This is a genomic window from Acaryochloris sp. IP29b_bin.148 (assembly GCF_028285565.1).
In the GTDB taxonomy this organism is placed as follows: Bacteria; Cyanobacteriota; Cyanobacteriia; order Thermosynechococcales; family Thermosynechococcaceae; genus Acaryochloris.
In genome coordinates this window covers 1-20,879 of the sequence record NZ_JANQOY010000033.1, presented here as the reverse complement: position 1 = coordinate 20,879, position 20,879 = coordinate 1, and the positions used below count along the sequence as shown (strand labels likewise).

The 20,879-nt window shown below is 48.2% G+C and carries 9 protein-coding genes and 1 pseudogene; 3 read left to right on the top strand and 7 right to left on the bottom strand.

Going from position 1 to position 20,879, the window contains the following annotated elements; genetic code table 11:
* Positions 1-191: 191 nt before the first annotated feature.
* The 4 genes from Q0986_RS03375 to Q0986_RS03360 form a co-directional block, all read right to left on the bottom strand.
* Positions 192-2,459 carry a response regulator gene (locus tag Q0986_RS03375; RefSeq protein ID WP_299403794.1) on the bottom strand — a complete coding sequence of 756 codons (2,268 nt, stop codon included), beginning with the start codon at positions 2,457-2,459 and terminating at the stop codon, positions 192-194.
* The gene (locus tag Q0986_RS03370) at positions 2,449-10,383 is read right to left on the bottom strand and encodes a PAS domain S-box protein (protein ID WP_299403791.1); all 7,935 of its coding nucleotides are present in this window, start codon (positions 10,381-10,383) and stop codon (positions 2,449-2,451) included. The genes Q0986_RS03375 and Q0986_RS03370 overlap by 11 nt, the downstream gene beginning before the upstream one ends.
* A gap of 264 nt (positions 10,384-10,647) precedes the next feature.
* Positions 10,648-12,279, bottom strand: coding sequence for an ABC transporter substrate-binding protein (locus Q0986_RS03365; protein WP_299403787.1), 1,632 nt, complete (start codon positions 12,277-12,279; stop codon positions 10,648-10,650).
* Between the two features lie 51 nt (positions 12,280-12,330).
* Positions 12,331-12,858 (bottom strand): pentapeptide repeat-containing protein, encoded by a 528-nt coding sequence (locus Q0986_RS03360; RefSeq protein WP_299403783.1) that lies wholly within the window; start codon positions 12,856-12,858, stop codon positions 12,331-12,333.
* Between the two features lie 105 nt (positions 12,859-12,963).
* Between Q0986_RS03360 and Q0986_RS03355 the strand changes: the two genes are divergently transcribed.
* The 3 genes from Q0986_RS03355 to Q0986_RS03345 all read left to right on the top strand — a co-directional run bounded on the left by Q0986_RS03355 (position 12,964) and on the right by Q0986_RS03345 (position 16,962).
* A complete protein-coding gene (locus Q0986_RS03355) occupies positions 12,964-13,485 on the top strand; it encodes a YraN family protein (protein WP_299403778.1) in 522 nt (173 codons plus the stop codon).
* A 435-nt stretch (positions 13,486-13,920) separates the two neighbouring features.
* Complete coding sequence (locus Q0986_RS03350) at positions 13,921-15,156, top strand: DUF4912 domain-containing protein (protein ID WP_299403773.1); 1,236 nt, start codon at positions 13,921-13,923, stop codon at positions 15,154-15,156.
* 222 nt (positions 15,157-15,378) lie between these two features.
* Positions 15,379-16,962: a serine/threonine-protein kinase gene (locus Q0986_RS03345; RefSeq protein ID WP_299403770.1), complete on the top strand. Its 1,584-nt coding sequence runs from the start codon at positions 15,379-15,381 to the stop codon at positions 16,960-16,962.
* 91 nt (positions 16,963-17,053) lie between these two features.
* Here Q0986_RS03345 and Q0986_RS22870 read toward each other — a convergent pair.
* From Q0986_RS22870 to Q0986_RS03330, 3 genes and pseudogenes are all read right to left on the bottom strand, one after another.
* Positions 17,054-17,377, bottom strand: a pseudogene (locus tag Q0986_RS22870) (transcriptional regulator).
* An 11-nt stretch (positions 17,378-17,388) separates the two neighbouring features.
* Positions 17,389-18,843 carry a DASH family cryptochrome gene (locus tag Q0986_RS03335; protein ID WP_299403761.1) on the bottom strand — a complete coding sequence of 485 codons (1,455 nt, stop codon included), beginning with the start codon at positions 18,841-18,843 and terminating at the stop codon, positions 17,389-17,391.
* Between the two features lies 1 nt (position 18,844).
* Positions 18,845-20,542 (bottom strand): TolC family protein, encoded by a 1,698-nt coding sequence (locus tag Q0986_RS03330; RefSeq protein ID WP_299403756.1) that lies wholly within the window; start codon positions 20,540-20,542, stop codon positions 18,845-18,847.
* Positions 20,543-20,879: the final 337 nt, after the last annotated feature.

Genomic DNA, 20,879 nt, shown 5'->3' with positions numbered 1-20,879 from the left:
GACCGTTCAGCAATAATGTTGGCCGGGCTAGCAACGAGTGAACAGGGCTAATAAGCTGCTATTTGTAGTTTATGCTTGTTCCCGTCGCCTTGCTCAAATTGAATAGTCGTCTCGCCAACAAAGGTAGAAGAGAATGACGGGAGAGAGATTGTAGACCCCTGCCATCAGCATTCAGAGCAATCAGGGGTAGACTAAGACTCCATCTTCAAAAGACTCATTAAAATGTCATAGCGATAATCCTTGAGAAGCCTTGAAATGGCATCAACCATCGCATGGTGCTCAGCCGGGACATCCTTCAGTAAGGTTCGGAGAGACTGCTCGTCGAGGGTGCGAATAGACTGTTGTACATGCTCTTGCCATGCCGTTGGCATGGCACTGAAGTCGGATTGAATCTGAGCCTCTTGTAAATTGGACGGATCCCAATGGTCCTGGGTGGGTATGGAGAGGGCAGACTCTGTCGTAAATTCCAGATCTAGGAGTTTGGCAATTCGCTTAAAAATGGTGACTTCTGTGAAGGGTTTGGCAATAAAATCATCGCACCCTGCGGCTAGGGCGGCTTGACGATCATCCGCAAAGGCATTAGCGGTAATGGCAATGATCTTAGGGGTAGAGTTGGAACGCCTGATCCGGCGAGTCGCTTCTAAACCACTCATCTCCGGCATACTAATATCCATACAGATCAAATGGGGGTGCCAACTTTCGTTGATGTCTACTGCCTGAGAACCGCTAACAGCAGTACGGACTTCGAAACTCGGAATGGAAAGCATGTGCGTTAGCAACGCCCGATTGTCTACATTATCATCTACCACCAGCAGACGATAGGAGGTCTGCGAGTCTGAGAACCCTTGCATGGTCTGATAATGCTGGGATGAACTGTCTTCAGCCTGAGCATCATTTGCGGAGGCTTCTACCAAAATATCGCAATAAAAAGTGCTCCCTTTCCCCCAAATACTCTGGACTTGGATATTGCCCCCCATCAACTGGGCAAACTTGCAGCTAATGGGCAGACCTAACCCGGTGCCTTGGTGAGCATGCTTGCCGTCTTCAGACTGAATAAAAGGATGGAAAATGCTTTCCAACTCGCCGGGTTTAATCCCTGTGCCAGTGTCACTGATCATAAATTGCAAGTGGACTGCCGTTGGCGACAAGTCTGGGGCTGTATCCAAAATCTTAGTGTGGAGGCTGATTTGGCCCTGCTGGGTAAATTTTAGAGCATTCCCCATCAGGTTAAGTAGGATCTGCCGCAGCTTGACAACGTCAACCTGGATATAGCGGGGCATCTCAGGCGGATAGAGAACCGTGAGTTCCAAATGCTTGGCCTCAGCCTTGCCTTTGAAAAGGTTGTGAAGATCATCTAAAAACTTAGGGAAATCAACGGTGGTGGGCTTGAGAACGATTTTCCCAGCTTCAATTTTTGACATTTCTAAAATGTCGTTGATTAAGGCCAGGAGATGTTCACCATTCCGGTTGATAATCTGTAGCATTTCATGGTTGTCAGCAGACATCGACTGATCTCGCTGCATCAACTGGCTGAATCCAAGCACAGCATTGAGGGGGGTGCGCAGCTCATGGCTCATACTGGCCAGAAATTCATCTTTAAATTGGGTGGCCCGAATCAGGTCTTGATTCGTTATACGCAGTCTTTCATTACTCTGCTGTAGCTTTTCTTCTGCTAATTTGCGATCGCGAATATCGCGACAATGGGCCACATAATACTCACCATCAGAAAATTGCAGATAATTGAGAGACACATCCACGGGCAGCTCTTGCCCATCCTTCGTCAGTATCTGCGCTTCCAACCGCAACCGTTGCTGTTCTTTAACTTGCGCTTGAAAGATCTGCCATTCCGAGTCGTTAAAGCTGGACTTTAAGGCGGATACTGAGAGCTGCAACAGTTCTGCCCTGGAATAGCCCAGCATTTCACACATGGAGTCGTTGGCATAGGCAAAGCTCATATTTGGGGTGATCCACAATATGCCATCAACCGAATGATCGACGGAAAATTGAGTCAGAGACAGCTGCTGATTCAGTTGTTCTAACTGTTCTGCCTTCTCTCGTTCCAACGCATAGAGCTGATTGACATGGCGCAGTTGCAAATGGGTGTTCACCCGAGCTAGCAGTTCCGCTTCTTGAAAAGGCTTGCTGATGTAATCCACAGCCCCCACTTCAAATCCGTGGAGAATGCTCTCGGTATCAGAACGAGCTGTGATAAAAATAATCGGAATATGGTTGGATTCAGGATTTGCTTTGATTTGTCGACAGGTCTCAAACCCATCTAGACCCGGCATTTGAATATCTAACAGAATCAGCGCTGGTGGATGGGTTTTGAGACGCTTGAGTGCCCGTTCCCCACTGATGGCAGCAGCAACCCGATAGCCTGCAGACGATAAGGTTTCAGAAATAACCTCTAAATTGGCGGGAGTATCATCCACCACCATAATTTCGACACTACTCTCCATTGGATTTCTCCTGGGCAATATACTCCTGGAGTAACGTTTCTATCTCTTCTGTTTGATACTGTTTGGCCAACTGCAGCATAGGGTCAACAAAGGAAAGATACTGTTCATCCTCTTTCACTAAGTGATCTAAGTGTGCCCTTAGATCACTGATATTATCCATCTGAGCAAAGGCGAGCAGAGTTTGCAGAACTGACAGTGAGGGCACAACAATTTCTGCGACAGTAGGGAACGACTCTAGTTTTCCGGGCAAGTCTCCATAGATCCAATTCAGCTTTAATTGTTGAGCCAGTACCTGGAATAACGCCTGGGCATCAACAGGTTTGGCAAGAAAGGCATCCCCCCCCTGTTCTAAAGCCAGTTGCTGTTCGGAGTATCCCACAGAAGCCGAAGAAACAATCACTGGCGTCTCTTGAAAAGCGGTGAAGGCTGGCTGATGGCGCAGGTGTTGAAGAAAGTCGAAACCATCCATTACAGGCATCGCTAGATCTAGGATGATTGCATCGGGTTGACAGATCGGCAGTTTTTCTAGGCCCTCCTCGCCATTTGATGCTTCCACGAGTTTTAGATCCAGGTGGGCCAACAAGTTTTGAATAACCGCTCGATTTTCCCAGCGATCATCAATAATTAAGAGCGTGCGGCGATCTCCTACATAATCAACGATGGGTTGAGAAACCGGTTTAGTCACGGTTTTAGCCTCATCTTGAGCCAGTGGCACCGTCACACAAAAGGAAAATACACTGCCAACACCGAGCTGGCTGGATACCTGGATTTCTCCACCCATCAGTTGAACAATCCGTTGGCTAATAGCTAAGCCCAACCCGGTGCCTTCGGTATGATGCTGTGGATCACCGACCTGTTCAAACGCCTTAAATAACCGAGACAACTGATCCGTGGCAATACCTATCCCCGTATCCATGACGGCAAATCGGAGAGTTGATCGACCTGCCGCTAACTCAAGCTGATCTACTTGGAACGTGACACTGCCTTGTTCTGTAAACTTGAGGGCATTCCCTACCAAATTAATTAAAACTTGCCGGAACCGCTTTTCGTCAATCTCCACCTCTTGGGGGAGAGGATCATCCAGTTGGCGCAGCAGTTCAATCCCTTTTTGGGCCGCTTTGAGGCGAAACATATCCACCACTGAGGTCACCAACGTCCGTAAATCCGTTGGTTGAGGGCTGAGTTCTAACTTGCGAGCTTCAATTTTGGATAAATCGAGGATGTCGTTAATCAGGGTTAATAAATGTGACCCACACTGATGAATCACCTCCAGCCCTCGCTTATCTTTAGCCGCAATTTGGTTAGAGCGATTGAGGATTTGAGCATAGCCCAGAATGCCATTGAGGGGGGTTCGGAGTTCATGGCTCATATTGGCCAAAAACTCGCTCTTGGCTTGATTGGCACTATCTGCGATCTCTTTAGCCGCTGTTAAAGCACGATTCGTCTGCTCCAATGCGGCAGTTCGTTCGGAAACCCGTTCTTCCAGCGCTTCATTGATGTTTTTAAGGGTTTGTTCCGCTTCTTTAAGCTGGGTAATGTCTTGAACGGTGCCTAGGATACCAATCACGTTGCCTTCTGAATCTTTGAGGGGAGATTTATTGGTTTCTATCCAGGTTTCCTTACTCTCGGCTGTGAATTGGGATTCTATAATCCCTAGCTCTGCTTTTCCACTAGCCATAATCCTTTGATCACACTCTAGGAAGAACTCCGTTTCTTCTGGTTTCCAAGGTAAATCGGTATCTCGTTTGCCAATAATTTGATCGGGATGGTCTAAACCCGCAACTTTCGCAAAGGCTTGGTTACATCCCAAATACACGGACTGTCGATCCTTCCAAAATACGAGTTGAGGGATGGTATCCAGTACTAATTGCAATAACTGCTTGGATTCATAGAGTTCCTGGGCGGCAGCTTTGCGATCGGTGATGTCTGCGGCAATCCCAACCGTCCCCGCCCACTGTCCTTGCTCATCATGAAAGGGGGTTTTCGTCGTTTCTAGCCATCCCCAACTCCCATCTCCTCTCTGGATTCTCTCTTCTAGCACTTTACGGACACCAGACGATAAGACTTGTAAGTCATCGTCTCGGAACCTCTGGGCAGTCTCGGCAGGGAAAAAGTCGAAGTCGGTTTTGCCCATTATGTCTGCTGAGCCAATATTGAGCATTTGAGCCAAGGGCTTATTCGCCGCAATAAACTGATTGTCAGCATTCTTAATCCAGGCAATATGAGGAATATTGTTGAGCAGCGCTTCTAGGTGATTTTGTTTGAGGATTAATTCCTGTTCAGCAGCCTTACGATCGCTAATATCTCGAACACGGACAAAGTTATACTCGTCCCCTTCAAATTCTAAGTAATTAACGACGACCTCTACGGGGAACAAGCTCCCATCTTGGGTTTGATGCTGAGACTCCACACTAAAACTGTGGCGTTCACGAAGTTCTTGCCAGTGCCAGAACCATCCCTCTGGTGTAAGGGTAGGATTGAGGTCAAAGACCGACATCAGCATCAGCTCATCGCTGGTATAGCCATGCATCAGAGTGGCAGCCTGATTCGCATAGGCAATGCCACCGTCAGGCTGGATCCACAAAATACAATCTGCAGCATTATCGACAGAATATTGGGTAAACTGCAGGGCTTTTTCGGCCCGTTTGCGATCGCTAATATCCCGGCAAATGCAAATCAGCGTGCTATCCTCTAAAGCACACAGGCTAATCTCTTGCGGAAAGGTGCTGCCATCTTTTCGTCGAGCGGTTGCTTCTCCGAGCCAGCGCCCCTGCTGAGCCAGTAGAGGAAAAATATCTTGTTTAAACCTCTCAATCTCTGCTGCATCATAGAGTTTTTCCCAACTTTCACCGAGTAGCTCTTGCTGCTCATAACCCAACAGAGTTAGATGGCTGTAGTTGAGGTAAATATATTTGCCCTCATGCAAAACCGCCATCCCTGCATCGGATGCTTCGATAGCAGAAGATTTCAGCGCCAGTGATTCGTACAGTTGAGCCTGTTCTCTTTCCAGACGTTTACGATCGCTAATATCTCGAAAATACCAGATGCGGCTATTGTACTCACCCGAGGGTAAGGTGACGGGTGAAGAGTAGCGTTCTAAAAAGCGCTGATCCTTGAGGGCAATTTCGTCAAAGCTGCGTTCTTCTGGATGGTCATAAAGGTATTCAACCTTGTCCAAAAACTCCATGGGATTAACGAGCTGATCTAAGACGAACCCCAGTAGTTGTCGGTCATCCTGGGTGGCTAGAATAGTGTCGGGGATCTTCCAAAGTGAAATAAATCGCTGGTTATAAGCACTGACCTGACGATCGGCATTGATCACCAGCATGCCATCTAGGGACGACTCCTGTTGGGCTTGGAGGATCACGTTGTTATGGGCGAGTTTCGTTTCTATCCGCTGGTGTTCCGCAAACAGATAAGCGTTCTCTAAGGAAATCGCTGCTTGGGTACAGAGGAAATTGAGAATGGTGATGCGATCGCGCGTAAATACCCCTGCGGCAGATTGATTTTGCAAATACAGCAAACCCGTGAGGTGGCCTTGGTGCAGAATCGGTAAACACAGCACACTCCGAGGCTGATGCTCCTGCAAGTAATCATCAATAATCGGCACATTCGTGTTGAGAGCGTCCACCGCTAACGCTTCTTGGGTGTTTTTAACAAACTGAATGAGCTGTCGGGGGAGATCGAGACAATCCACGAGTGGAACTGAAGATAGTGTGGTCGTCTTAGGGGTTGCAGAGACCTTCATCTGCCAAGTGTTATCAGCATCAGGGAGTAGAAGAGCCAAGCGATCGGCATCCGAGTTTTGTAGCATCATCAGGGCAAGCTGCTCTAGCAACTCATCCAGATGCAGTCTTTCTGAAAGGGCTTGGGCACTTTTGAGGAGGGCAGAAAAATCGAAGACTGTATTGACGTTAGTCTGAGTCGAATGAGTGGCAGTGGCAGAGTAAATAGAGAGGTTAGGGTTGGCAACGTTGGCTAGGGTATCCAGTGGGTTGAAGCATTGGAAAGCGGGTTGGAGGATTGGCTGAAGTAACGTTGGGTAGCGCTGCTCAAGATCTTCGGTTTTAGCCTTAGCGCCCCAGCGGGCATAGCAGTGGTAAGCCTCTTGCATGTAGGTTGAAGCAATTTTCTCTTTACCCCACTCCAGATAAAACTTACCTGCGAGTTCATTCGCTAAGGCCTCTTCTTGGATATAACCATTCTCTTTTGCTCCGGCAACGGCACAATCATAATGCTCTATGGCCTCTAATTTCTGATCAAAAACACGATATCGTTCAGCTCGAATCAAATCGACCTGATGTTGAAAATTCATGGGAGCATGGTGGGCAAATTGCTCCAAAGCCTTTAAATCTTGATCGATTTGAGAGAGGTAAACATCCTGAATATCGGGTAACACCTGATTGTAGATGGCTAAGCCTGAAAGTGCCCGATAAAGAAATAAATAGGAGAGCTGAAATGCCCGGGCCATACTGCCAGCATATTGGTTGGTAATTTCGGCAATTTCGAATCCTAAAGCTGGATTGTTAAATAAATAACTTAAAATAAGCTTATTAATAAATAGAGAAGCAAGAAACAAATCAAGACAGTTTTCTTGCCAATAGGGCAAAACCGTAGATTCTTGAAAAATATCACCCTCAAGTTCCCAAGGTTTTTCGCTAGGTGCAATTAGGTTTAAAACCAGTTGATGAAACGGTTGAACGGCTGATAAGATCCTTTCCTGTCGGTAATTTTCTAAAACGTTGCTATAGGTATAAAACTCTTGTGAGACGGTTTCTAAGTCAACACCTGCAAAATATAGAAACATACAATAGTGGTTAATTCCATAGGTGGTATATTCGATGTCTCCAGTTTCAATGCCGATGGCGAAGCCTTTTTTTAACTCAGGGATGCAAGTTTTGAGCGAACTTTTCCAGGGCATGATAAAGGAATAAATGAGATTCCTGACCCTCATTTCAAATTGCTTCGCTGGAAAAGCCTCCATGACAGCCAGCGCCACTTCACCCGCAAAGTAGCCAGACTCAAACTCTTGTAAGCCACATAACAACATGCCAAACAGGGCATAGATAGAAGCCGATGCTGGAATATTGCCCTGTTGCAGCAACAGTTCGATTTGCTCACAAATAATCAGCGGTAGGAGTTCTGGCTTGGATTTATAGGCATAACCCACCATCAGGGTTAATAAATCCTGAGTCCTTAACAACTGCAGATCATGACTTTGGGGGAGAGCCACAAAATCGTCGATCGTCTTAGCCATAAATTGAGTGAGGATTTGACTCAATTTCTTTTGGATCATCTCGTCATCAATCTCTGTGGACAGATGAATCCCGAGTTGATCTAGAACTTGCAACCCCAACTCTAGACCTGCCAACATTTTCCCTTGGGCCTGATCGCTGGCAATTTGAGCCAGGTAGAAGGGCAGGGCATCCATAATCGTCTGAATCTGCTCTAAGGCCCTGGCGCTAATCGCTTCAACGGCTTCAAACTCCCCCCTTAAAAAATGCACATCCACTAACTCAGAATAAAGAGTCAGGGTGAGATCGTATTGAGTCTGCCATCTCTGCTCGTTGAGTAGCTGGATTCCTGTCTCTAGATATGAAGCTGACTCTGGATAAGCAATCGCAGCTTTTGCTTTCTGCCCTGCCTCTAAATTGAGCTGAGCCAGTTGCTGTCGCTGAGACAGGTCCTCAATTAAATCAATGCCGTGATTGAGGCTATTGACAACATTGAAAATACTTTGATCTGAGTCCAGCTCAGCACTGCCCTTCAGTAAGCGTTGACCGATCTTTAAGTGATAGCCTCCCTTCTCCGACTCTGGAATCAGAGCATAGGCCGCCTGTTGAACCCGATCATGCAAGAAATGATAGCGAATGGTGATGTCATGGGGAGGACCCATCTCAACATCGGTATGGCGGTTGTGAAAGAGTTTATAGGTTTCACTGTGGGGCAGAATAAAGCCATCTTGCAGAGCTTGCCATAAATCTGTGGCAACCTGCACTTGCGGCTGTTCATACACCATCCCTAAGGTGGCTAAATCAAAGGAGTTGCCCATACAGGCTGCCAGCTTCAACACCTCCTGAGTCGGTTCTGGCAATTTCCGCAACCGCTGTACCATCAAGTCCACAACATCGGCCGTCAGGCTTGCCTGCTGTAATTGGGGTACATCGCATTGCCAATAGCCAGCGTCATGATTCAAGACAATGAGCTGGTCTTGATGCAGTTCTTGCAGAAATTGGGTGGTAAAGAAGGGATTTCCCTGGGTTTTTGGGTACACTAATTCAGTCAGTGGTGTTGCCATCTCCAACTCACACATCAGCGTATCTGCCACCAGCTGATTAATGTCCGGTAACGCCAGCGGTTTGAGGCTAAGAATATGCTGCTGTTCCACCTCTCGTAGGGCCAGCATCAATGGATGGGCAGGATAAACCTCATTATCCCGATAGGCCCCCAGTAATAATAGGTGTCCTGAATTGGCCTGATCCGTCAGCAGTTTGAATAAATTCAAAGAGGCAGAATCTGCCCACTGCAAATCATCCAGAAAGATCACCAGGGGATGTTCAGGAGTCGCAAAGACTTGAATAAACTTGCCCAACAGCAGATTGAATCGATTCTGGGCTGCGGTTCCAGATAGTTCCGGTACGGCAGGCTGCTGACCAATAATCCGTTCTAACTCAGGAATGACCTCAATTAGCACCTGGCCACTGTCACCCACAGCCGCTAGGATGTTGGCCTGCCAACTCGATAGTTGAGCATCTGACTCCCCTAATAGCTGCGCCATTAGGCTACGAAAGGCTTGCACAAAGGCGGAGAACGGAATATTTCGATTGAATTGGTCAAACTTGCCCTGGATGAAATAGCCCTTTCTTTGAGTAATGGGCTTGTGGACTTCATTGATGACTGCCGTTTTGCCTATGCCAGAAAAACCTGCCACCAACATTAACTCTGAGCTACCCTGAGACACCCGGTCAAACGCGTCTAGCAGGATTTGGATTTCTGACTCACGACCATAGAGTTTTTCCGGTATCAAGATGCGATCGCACACATCCCGTTGTCCCAACCCAAAGGGGGCAATCTCTCCCTGCTCCGTTAACTGAGTCAGGCACTGTTCTAAGTCATGCTTTAATCCCAACGCGCTCTGGTAGCGATCTTCCGCATTTTTGGCCAGCAGCTTAGCCACGATATTCGCAACAGCTTCGGGCACCCCAAATTCCGTTAAAGAAGGAGGCACTTGAGCAATATGGCAATGGAGCCACCCCATCGGTTCATCGGCTTGAAAGGGTAATTGCCCTGACAACAGCTCAAATAGTGTGACTCCCAAGCTATAAAAGTCACTGCGAAAATCAATCCCCCGATTCATCCGTCCCGTTTGTTCTGGGGACATATAAGCCAACGTGCCTTCTAGGGCATTGGGATTCTTAAGCTCCTGGGTTTCCTTGGGGAGCAGTGACGCCATGCCAAAGTCAATCAGCTTGATCTGAAGGGTCTGAGGATGGATGAGAATATTAGCGGGTTTGATGTCCTTGTGCAGGATGCGCTGTTGGCCCAGATAGTGGAGAACGTCGGCCAATTGCAGGGCAATCTTCAACCCATCTTGGAGGGCAACAGTAGACTGCAAAAATTCAGACAGAGCTATACCCTGCACATCCTCCATAATCAAGGCATAGGTTTGCTGATAGGGGTCTAGACTGAACAGCTGGATAATTCCAGGATGGTTAAGATGACGACCGATGGTGAATTGCTTGCGAAAGGCCAGGTGATCTGGAAATCTTAAAGGCACCTGGGGTTGGGAGGTTTTAACGATAACGGACGCGCGATCTTCACTGCGCCGGGCTCTATAGACCAGCGTATACTCCCCCTCATAGAGGATTTCCAAGAGTTCATATCCACTGCAAGGAGTGATGTGAGGTTGGTGTGAATGCTGCATATCCCCCCTATCGATATTGCCTTCTAGCATGCCCGCAGGCGAAGGTGATTCTCATACTCTATGTAAATGGCAATTCTTTTTAACGCTATCATGCCTATTCATGAGCCTAGACTGATGCAGGGCTGCGGAACGAGCACCTAGAGTGAGCTAGATGGACTTAAGTCCACTCAAACAAGAATGAGAGGCGCTGGCGAGGGTGAGATTGTCCATTGTCTAGCCCCTATGAGTCCCCTCTCGAAACTCACTGGCGTGGCGCGCCCTACGTTATGACTTGCGAATGGTCCAGAGTGGAAATTGCTGAGTCTTGGTGATTTGGACGCCTTCAATCCCTTTACCACTAAAGACATACTCTTTTCTCTGGATCAGCGGAATATAAGGAAGATCGGTGGCTAACTTCTCCTGAATCTGAGTCAAGAATGTTTGGCGTTCCTGAGAATCTTGGGTTTGGCGTTGCTGCTCAATCAGCTGATTCATCTCGCGATTGTAATAGAACGACCCCAGGGAACGGCTCCCTCCTTCTTCACAGCCCGTCTGTTCCGATCCGCGATCGCAAGATAAAAACGGCTGAACATAGGTATCCGCATCAAAAAAGTCTGGATACCAGTTAACCAAGTAGGACGGGTAAATGCCTTTATTTAAGCTACTATTGCCCACCGTAGACTCGACACTGCTGAGCTTGAGCTGGATAATACCTTGCGATCGCTGTTCTAATACTGCTTTTAGTAATTGGGCCATTGACCGTCGAGCGGCATAATTCGAGGGATACCACAAATGAAGGGTTAAGGGTTGCTGAGCCGAGTATCCCGCTGCCGTTAATAACTGACGCGCTTGAGCCGGATCCCCGTCACCATATCGATCTTGCAAGACAGGCCGAGCTTCAGCAAAGGTACTCGGGATTAAGCTATACAGCGGTTCTGCTTGTCCCTGAAATACCCGTTCCTTGATTAAGGGGCGATCCACTAGCAAAGCAATGGCCTGCCGAACAGCCTCTTGATCTAAGGGCTTCTGGTTAACATTCAAGACCATATGGGTGACGGCATTGCCTTGGGCCTCAATCACCTGCCATCCTGTCGAGGAGGCCTCCGTTTGCAAACGTTGAATTTGGTCGGTTTCCAACCCCTGATAGCCCACATCAATATCGCCTGCCCGAAACTGATTGAAAAGGTTGGTTGCATTGGAAAACAATTGCAAATTGACGCCTGAATTGGCAGGTTGCTCGCCCCAATACTGCTCAAAGGCATCCAGGCGAATCACATCACTGCCATAGTTCACCAATTTGTAAGGACCGGTGCCCACAAAGCTTTTGGGTTCAAATTCGCCAGGGCCAATCGTGTAGGCTTGGGGCGACACCGCACAAGCCCCAAAAAAAGTGAGCAGGGCAGGTAAGGCGGCAAAGGGCTGTTTGAGGGTAATCGTCAGTTCGTAGTCCCCAGATGCAACGACATCAGCGATGGGCTCAGCCAGCAAAAAAGAGGGTTGTCCCCCATTTTGGATAAAACGCTGCAAGGAAAAGGTCATGGCTGCCGCGTTGAAGGGGGTGCCATCATGAAAGGTGACACCTTGCCGCAGCGGAATGGTATAGGTCAAGCCATCCTTACTGACGTCCGGTAGGGCAGTAGCGAGTTGAGGGGTGAGCGTTGTGGTCTCTAAATCATAGGTATATAGCGTTTCTCCCAGGTTGTAGAGCAAGGTAGCTGGGAAGAGTTCGTAGGCATCGGCTGGATCAATCGTGCGAATTTTCGCCGTGCTGCCCATGGCAATCCGACGATCTGGGTTAGAAGACACATTAGACGGGCGTGGACTGCAGCTCAGCACCAATAAGACAACGACACAAAACAGCCCCACCCATCGGCGGCATAAGCGTTGCCATCGCCACAACCGTGCAAATTTCTTCACAATATGGCCTCTTGGTCCTGAAAACAACAGACTATACGGTTTTGCCCGACCTTAGTCACAGTACAACGTATCCCGAGTATTACGCCCCGTCACTGGATTGGTGCCTTGGGCAGCAGCACATAGCGTTTCCATCGTGTCATCACGCAAATCAACATCCGTAAAATCGGCACCATCAATAATGGCTTTCCGAAATTCAGCATTAAAGGCAAATGCTCCCTCTAAATTGGCATTCGTCAAATTCGCTCGGGCAAATCGGGCACTATCGAGGGTGGCAACGCTGAGGTTCGCTCCTTCTAAATTGACATCCTCTAGATTCGCGGCAAAAAAACTCACACCGCGTAAGTCACTATGGCTAAAATCGCTGCCCCGCAGATCGGCCTTGGTAAAGCTAGAATCGGTTAAATCGCGATTAGAGAAATCGACATTCAACAGTATCTCCTTGTTATATACATCTGCCCAGGCCGTTGGCAGCCATGAACTTAGACTCAAGCTGACCAAGAGACCTGCAAATAGGCAGGTCAAGCCTAGTCGTTTGAGTTTCGTCAATCCGAGAGATACCTTAAAACGAGTCATTTTCATAAGTAGGATATGTCAATCAAAATGTTAAGGACACCATCAGGGATGATGCAGCGAATCGCCTATCTTTGATCCTATCGGACTCTCGCCTGCTTTCTCGACGAACCTATGACATCTCCTCAATCTCGCCCTCAAAAGCCGTCGCATACAGCCCAAACTGGACAATGGGGTGAGCAGCTAGTGTGCCAATGGCTGAAGCAGCAGCAATGGCAAATTCTGGCTCACAGGTGGCATTGTCGATGGGGTGAAATTGATATTATTGCCCGGTCCCCTAACTCTCGCACTCAGACACCAGCCTATATAGATCGCTTGGCTTTTGTGGAAGTCAAAACGCGCCAATCTCGAAACTGGGATGCAGATGGTCGCTTAGCCATCACACCGCAAAAGCAGCAAAAACTTTGGAAAACCGCTCAGCTATTTTTGAGCCAGCATCCCCATTTGTACGAGCTGTCCTGTCAGTTTGATGTTGCATTGGTGCAATGCAACAAAATCAGAGGAACTGAACCAGTTACCCCTCCCGATATCACTGACGTCCTAGCTTCTACCCCAATTCATCTAAATTGTCCTCTCCAGATAAGGGGTTACCAACTGAGGTTGTTGGACTACATCGAGTCAGCCTTTACGCTGTAGGGCACAGCCTGAATCTGATCTACAAGGGCGAGAGGGATCGCTAGATGAAAGGCAGATGTGTGCGTCATCTTGCTCAAGCGGGCAAAATATCGCCTTCTTATATGCCGAAGGCGATAGGCAAGCGGTTGGGCTGATCTCGGCGTTGAAGTTTTGGGTCGAACGATAGCAGGTACAAGCATCAGGTACAGATAACCTGCTTGAGTTAGCTATGATCCCCTGCGGGGATCTTTGAGTCATGAATTCATGACTCAAAGATCCCCAAATATACTTACTTTGCGTTAAAGCTAGATTTTTAGGTGGTTTTGGATCTTGACGAATCTAAAAACATCGTACATATTTGTTAACAAAGCGATCCCCAAGTAGTTATATTTACTCAAGGCTAACTTTGGAAGGATGCTCACAGCTCATTCGTAGTCCTTCGAGGTCTTTACTGATATGTCTCCCGATCAATTGCCTTTAGAACAAATGACCTTGCGACAGCTCCGTCGTGTTGCCAGCCGCTATGGTGTATCGCGCTATAGCCGTATGCGTAAAGATCAGCTCTTAGAATCCATTCGAGTGGCTCAACAAAATGCCTCGGTGCCTTCAACCATGAATCACCAAAGCAGTCCCAACTTTGCGGATACGGTCACAGCTCAAGAACGAGTAGAAGCTGCCAAATTTGAAGTGGGTCAAGAAGATACCGTCGCCTTAGCCTCTGTTGATGCCGATATTAACGACTTACCCGAAGGGTATGGCGAGACCCGGATTGTGCTGATGCCTCGCGATCCACAGTGGGCATATACCTATTGGGATATCCCGAATGACCATAAGGTGATGTTGCGCAATCAGGGCGGTCAACAACTAGCGCTGCGTCTGTATGATGCGACGGATATTGATTTGGCCTATCAAGTGCCCCATAGCGTCCAGGAATATCCCTGTGATGAAATGGCCAGAGAATGGTACTTACCGTTACCTGTGAGCGATCGCGATTACATTATTGAAATTGGCTATCGCTGTGCGGATGGGCGCTGGCTGGTCTTGGCCCGCTCTGTCCCTGTGCATGTGCCCCCCACCTACCCCTCCGATTGGGTTGAAGATCAATTTATGACGGTGGATTGGGAGATGGACTTGCGGGGTAAACAGTTGATGACCCTGGTTCCTCCAGAGAAGAAGCCGGTCGCTGCTGCTCCCGAAAATAGCATTTATGATCAAGTCTTCGGTATGGCTGAAGGCGTCGAAGCACTGCGCGTTGCCGGTTCCCTCTATGGTTCCATGCAGCAAGCTCCTGTGCATGAATCGGCTTTGAGTTCCTATGTATTTCCTTCTGGGGTGGGTCTCTGGGCCATTCCCACTGCTTCTGGGATCAACATGTCTGGCGTCGGTTTCTCGGCCTCTGCTCCCCCTATCCGTCCCCGCCAGTTCTGGCTTGTGGCGGATGCTGAGCTGATTGTCTATGGCGCCACGGAACCCGATGCGACGGTAACCATTGGTGGCCAGCCGATTCAACTCAACTCTGATGGTACCTTCCGGTTCCAAATGTCATTCCAGGATGGCTTGATTGATTATCCAATTATGGCTGTGGCTGCCGATGGCGAGCAAAATCGTTCAATTCATATGAAATTTACACGGGAAACGCCTGAACGCCGCACCAATACAAAAGAAGAGGCGGTGCAGGAATGGCTCGTCTAACGCGCTAATTTCAGCATAGTCACTATTTTAAAAAGGCTGGGAAGGTTTCTTCTCAGCCTTTTTTGGAATTGGCATTCGTAAAAATACTGAGCCCAGTAAGCTAGCAAACCCATTGAGAGTAGTGATCCCCGAATCCCTTGGCTTGTGAGGTCTTGGCTATAGCCGGGGCAAACTAAGAATAAAGCGAACCAGTTTTTTCGCCCAAACGGGGATAAGCCGTCAGTGAAGCTGCTCAATAAGTACTTTAAGTTTAATCAGTCGTCTAAGCAGAAACATCAATCTGGTATTCAGGTTGGCCAACTTTTAATCGATCGCTATGAACTTGTTGAGTTGGTGGGTAGCGGTGCCATGGGCAGTGTTTATCGAGCCAAAGATCGATTATTAGGGGATGTCACTGTCGCCGTTAAATTCCTCACCCATACCCTTCAGAATGAGGCGATTGCCTCTCGATTTGCTCGAGAAGCCCGAATTGGCGCACTTTTAGGCCATCAAAGCTTGAATATTGTGCGCGTATTAGATTATGGCTTGCATGAAGAGCAAATTCCCTTCTATGTGATGGAGTTTATGCAGGGGCAAACCCTGGATGATCTGATTGAAGCTGGACAAATTCCCTTAACGCGCTTTATTCATCTGATCACTCAAGTCTGTGCAGGTCTGCAATGCGCCCATCAAGGCATCCAGATAGAGGGCGAGTTGCACCAAGTGATTCATCGAGATATCAAACCTAGTAATATTTTCTTGATCAAGGATGCCAGCTTGGGTGAATTGGCCAAACTCCTCGATTTTGGGATTGCAGACTTTTTGAGTAGCCAAGCCCAGGAGATGCGATCGCATTCCTTTATCGGCACCGTTGCCTATGGTTCCCCTGAACAATTTTCGGGAGCTATGGTTGATGCACGTTCTGATATCTACAGTTTGGGAATTACCATGTTTGAAGCCTTGACAGGGTATTTTCCCATTATGGCTGAAACCAACACGATTGAAAGTTGGGCAGAAGCCCATCAACATTTATCTCCTCAGCGCTTGCGGGAAGTGGATCCGACACTCAACATTCCCTCGGCCTTAGAAGACTTAATCATGAGTTGCTTGGCTAAAGACCCTGAGCAAAGACCCCAGTCAGCCACAGAAATTATCAAGTCCTTAAAGAGCGATGTTCAGGCAAATACTAACTCGCCTGTAGGCAGCAATGCTGGATCCATTGATTTAACAAACATTACACCTCAACAGCATGCTCAACGGGCCAATCTGACGATGGCCGAACAAACCCAAGTCGTCTTTTGGTCAATAGAAGATCTCGCATGGCGGGCATCCTGGCCTAAGAATAAACCGATTGCCAACATCGTCTTTGCCCAAACTATCTCATCACCAGATCAAGAAGCCGTTGGCTTATGGGTGATGTTAAACAAACAAGAAATTGAGGAGCGATCGCTCAGCAGCCGCCATAGCCATTTTCTCTGTACCTTTACGCCCCATCCCACCATTTTATGGATTACGACTTTGTTTGATCACCAAAAAGGTCCGCGGTGGCTCCCTTGCTATATTGATTTAAAGGATGCCGGTGGGCAACATATCACCAAACTGTTGAGTGAGCGGGGATATTATTTATTGATGTTGTTTGACTCATCGAATCCCAGTCAGCCCGTCAATGTTGTCACGATAAAAATTCCTCAGCGTCAATGTCAATTGTTGCAAAACTGTTTATCAACAGCCAAGCAAACTACGGCCACAGGAACATTGGTAGATAGTAAAAAGCTGTTAAAGCAAAAGTATCAAGCCGTAAAACAGAAAATACTCGCAAAGTTGTAAGTAAGTCTTGGGTCACTCGGCATCTGCCTCCCAAACCTCATCCACATAGGAGTGGTTAAATTCCTTGAATAGTACTCATAACGAGATGGATTCAAGAACAAGGCATTGCATGAACTTGAATATCTACATTTAATGTCTGCCGTAGAACCGTGAATATTGTATTTAAGCTATCCATTGTTGGATTCCTTTTTGCAGAGAGCATGCGATGAAGGCTCTTGCTAGGCTTCTTGGCTGCAATGGCAAGTTATTCAAAACCAACCGTTGCATTAACCAAATCCCTAAGTATCAATCGAGCCGTTTCTGGTTCACCATTGAGCAGCAAGTATGCAGCCCCATCCAGTAAAGCAGTTGCAAACTCAGGCTCCGATTGTACTCGGGCATAAATCGTTTCTTTAAAATCTCTGGTTAGTGCCATGATGATTACGTCTACCGATTTACCACTCGGTTATAAATCTGCTCATTCACCTTCGCCGACTGCCACAAATCCACCATCGGCTCTGGATAATCCTTGCCCACTGTTACCCCAAACATCTCCTGCTCCAACGCCGTTAATTGCCAAGGCGTCTGCACCTGTCCCCCTGGTATAGCCTGTAACTCCGGTAACCAATGACGCACATAATCTCCTTGGGGGTCATAATCCTTTGCCTGTTTGACAATATTGAAAAACCGGAAACCACGGGCATCATTTCCCACCCCCGCCGCATAATTCCAATTGCCCCAATTACTGCAAACATCGTAATCAATCAGACAGGATTCAAACCATTCTGCCCCCATCTGCCAATTCAGGCCCAAATTCTTGGTTAAAAAGCTGGCCACATTCTGCCGTCCCCGATTCGACATAAACCCCGTCGCTGCCAACTCCCGCATATTGGCATCAATCAGCGGAAATCCCGTTTGGCCCCTTTGCCATTTCTCAAAGGTTTCGCGGTTGTCCTGCCAGGGTAATGTCAACCCCTGCAACCCTGATAACCGAAAGACTCGCTTGCCATGCTTGGCACAAATAAACCGAAAATAATCGCGCCAAATCAGCTCAAAAATCAGCCAGTACGTGGAATTATTTTTAACCCGCTCCTGTTCATAGGTCTTCACCTGCTGGTGAATATAGCGCGGCGATACACAGCCCAACGCTAACCAAGGCGAAAACTTCGTGGAATCATTCGGCTGCAGCATGCCGTTACGGGTTTCCTTATACTGCTTAAGGCAATCCTGCTCCCAAATATAGTCTTGCAATCGTGCCAATGCTGCCGTTTCTCCCCCAGAGAATCGAATCATCGCTCTGGGGTCAAGCTCAGGAGCTGATAATCCCCAGTCTTCCAGTTGAGGCAACTCACCCGGATCAATATCTGGTAAAGCTGATAAAGTTTGGGGTGTTGGAAAAGGAGCTTTGGGCTTTGCAGATTTCTCCACCTGCTTGCGAAAATTCGTGAATACTTCTGGCAGCTCTCGGATCGGGAAAGGCAGTTGTTCCGGGTGATAGAGGGTACTGCTCCAAAACCGCAAGCATTCAATACCTAGATCAGCTAAAGCAGTGCGCAAACGATTCTCAACGTTTATCTCCTCAGCGGTGACTTCTCGGTTGAAATACACCGCATCCACCTTCAAGGCTTGCGCTAGCTCTGGCAATACCGCCTCAGGATGCCCCTGACGCAGAATTAGATCGCTCTGCTTGGCTTGCAAAGATTGACGCAAGTCCGCCACACTCTCCAACAAAAACTGGGCTCGAAACAGTCCCGTTTTGGGAAAGTCAAAGGGCGTTCGACCAAACTGACGCGGATCAAAGCAGTAGCAAGGAATAATATCAGCCTTGGAACGCGCCGCCTGATGCAGTGGGGCATGGTCATGGAGCCGCAAGTCATTGCGAAACCAAATTAAAACACGCACCCTAGCCTCCCGGAGGCGTTACACCACTAATCGGTTGTGCATAGCTGGTGGCCCGTTGGAGTGCTACTAGTGCGCGGTTATAGTCCAAGATGGCAGCAATTAGATTCCCTCTGGATTGGGTTAAGGAGGTCTCAGCACTGGTGATATCGAGTTGAGTGCCAATGCCTGCCCCGAATCGCAACCGGGCTAAGGCCAAGCTTTCTTTGGCGAGTTCTACGCTGCTTTGCGCCGTGTTGATGTTGCGTAAATTGGATTGTAAGTTGGCGTAGGCTTGTTCTACCTCAAACCGCAGTAGGTTTTTAGTATCAGCAAATTGTGTCTCTGCGATCGCAATATTCTCTTCTTGCTGCGCTGCCCTCGATTTAGCGGCCTTACCATCAAAGAAGTTGATCGAAACTTGCACGCCAAGGGTATAGCCAAAGGCACCGGAAACATTATCATCTAGCTCATCCGCCACTTCCATGTTGGCAAAGGCTTGCAGCTGAGGTTTATTAGCAGCCAGTGCCACTCGACGTTGCTGCTCAGCTAATTGACGTTGATTGAGAATTTGTGCCAGTTCAACCCGATTTTGGAGGGCTAAGACAATACTTTCCTCCATCGTCAGTAGCCAACCCCCAGCCAGATCTACCTGATCTGCAGCAGCTAGGTTAACCGTTTCCTTAATATTGAGGCGTTGGGCCAACTGCCGTTGGGCAATCTCCAATAAATTTTTGGCCTGCGTGGCATTTTGAACCGTATCCGCAAGCTGCACTTCTGACTGGAGTACATCAAACTTTGTCCCAAGACCAGCCTGCTCTCTCGCTTTGGCAACATCGAGGCTGGCCTCAGCATTGCGCACCGCATCATTGGCTACAGAGATGAGTGCCGAGGTTTGTTGGAGGTTGTAATAATCGTTGGCAACATCTAAGCGCAACTGCTCCAGCTGGCGCTTGATTTCCAACTCAGAGATTTTGACCTGAGCTTTAGCCGATTCAATTTGGCCGGAACGAAGTCCTGAGGTATAGATGTTGTAGGTGGCAGACACCGTACCATTAATTAGGTTGGAAATGCCGCCCAAATTTCCCTGGCCCTGAGAAATGGCCGATAAGGGCTGGAAGGGCGTGACGTTAGAAATCGTAATCGGTAAGGCACTGGTATTGGCGCGGAGCTGTAACTGCTGAATTTGCTGGTCGAAAATTTGTTGTTGAATTTGGTTTTGATCTTGCTGAAGTCGCACCTGCAACTGCTGAATTTGGATCGCCAGCTGCTGTTGTGATTGGGCCTGCTGGGTCTGCAAGTTCTCCAAGGTTCGCTGCTGGACCTGCAGTTGGGACTGAGCGTCAACGGCAATGGGGTCTTGGTTGACGAAAAAGCTAGCTGAATCCGTGCGGGTGAGGGCAGATTGCACGCTAACCGTTGGCCAATTGGCTGCTTTTGCCTGTTGCAGCACAGCTTGATTTTGCTGCAGCTGTAGCTCCGAGACTTGCAGATTCAGATTGTTGCGCAGCGCCAGCTCATAGGCCTGCTGAAGGGTAATGGGCTGATTCAGATCAATCTTAACGGCTTCCGATTGAACGGGCAGATTTAACAAATCAGTGTCTCGATTCAGTTCAACCTTTGCCGTTGGGGTTTCAGCAGGCTGTCCCAGGGCCGTTTCGCCCGCACTTCCTAGCAGAACAATCCCTAAACCCGTCGCCATCAGATACTGTCGGATCACCATAATGCTGGACCAATCAATTCTCTGCTCATTAGCTGTGTGAGTCGGTCTTATTCTGCATTAAACCATTCACGATAGCAAATCTTAGTTTAGACCATTATCGGCACTGACCTCAGCAGCTTGATATGACCAACGCTAAGCATAGCAAGCGGAATCATGGGTTTTGACACTCATCCCGCTACCCCTACGGGTATAGCAGGAGATTCTTCTTTCTGCGACGTGACTTGCTGTGTTGAACTCGGGTTCAACACAGTAGCGGCCTCATCTCCAGAAGCGTTTTGACTATCCAGTAGCCCGCTTCCCACATGCCCTGCGGTAGCGATTCCCTTTCTCAAGATGT